Here is a 758-nt window from a genome sequence, read left to right on the forward strand (position 1 = left end):
CGTAGCTCAGGTCCTGCTCCAGCTGGGCCTGGCTGACCACGGGGCCCATATCGGTGCCGGCGGCGCGTGCGTCACCCACCAAGATCCGCGCCATGCGGGCCTGCAGGGCCTCGATGAAGGCCGGGTAGATCTTGTCGGTGACGATGAGGCGGCTGGACGCCGTGCAGCGCTGGCCGGTGGAGTAGAAGCCGCTCTGGGCCGACAGTTCCACGGCCTGGTTCAGATCGGCATCGTCCAGCACGATCTGGGGGTTCTTGCCGCCCATCTCCAACTGCACCTTCTTGCCCGAAGCCACGCAGGCCGCCGCAATGCCGCGGCCCACGCCCACCGAACCCGTGAAGCTGATGGCCGCCACGTCGGCATGGTTCACCAGGGCTTCGCCGATCACGCGGCCCGGGCCCATGACCAGGTTGAAGACGCCGGCGGGAATGCCCGAGCGGTGGATGATGTCGGCCAGGGCCCAGGCGCTGCCGGGCACCAGGTCGGCGGGCTTCAAGACCACGCAGTTGCCGAAGGCCAGGGCCGGGGCGATCTTCCAGGCGGGGATGGCAATGGGAAAGTTCCAGGGCGTGATCAGGCCGACCACGCCGATGGGCTCGCGCGTGATTTCCACGCCAATGCCGGGACGCACCGACGGCAGGGTCTCGCCGCTCAGGCGCAGGCATTCACCGGCAAAGAACTTGAAGATCTGGCCGGCGCGGCCGACTTCGCCAATGGCTTCGGGCAGGGTCTTGCCTTCTTCGCGCGCCAGCAGCTCG

1 protein-coding gene is annotated in these 758 nt (G+C 68.5%); it reads right to left on the reverse strand.

Features of this window, described 5'->3' with window-relative positions; all coding sequences use genetic code 11:
* Positions 1 to 758, reverse strand: a 758-nt coding sequence (locus CSE6_RS25945; RefSeq protein WP_152668680.1) for an aldehyde dehydrogenase family protein, incomplete at both ends; no start/stop codon positions are given.

The organism is Comamonas sp. E6 (assembly GCF_001010305.1).
GTDB classification, from domain to species: Bacteria; Pseudomonadota; Gammaproteobacteria; order Burkholderiales; family Burkholderiaceae_C; genus Comamonas; species Comamonas thiooxydans.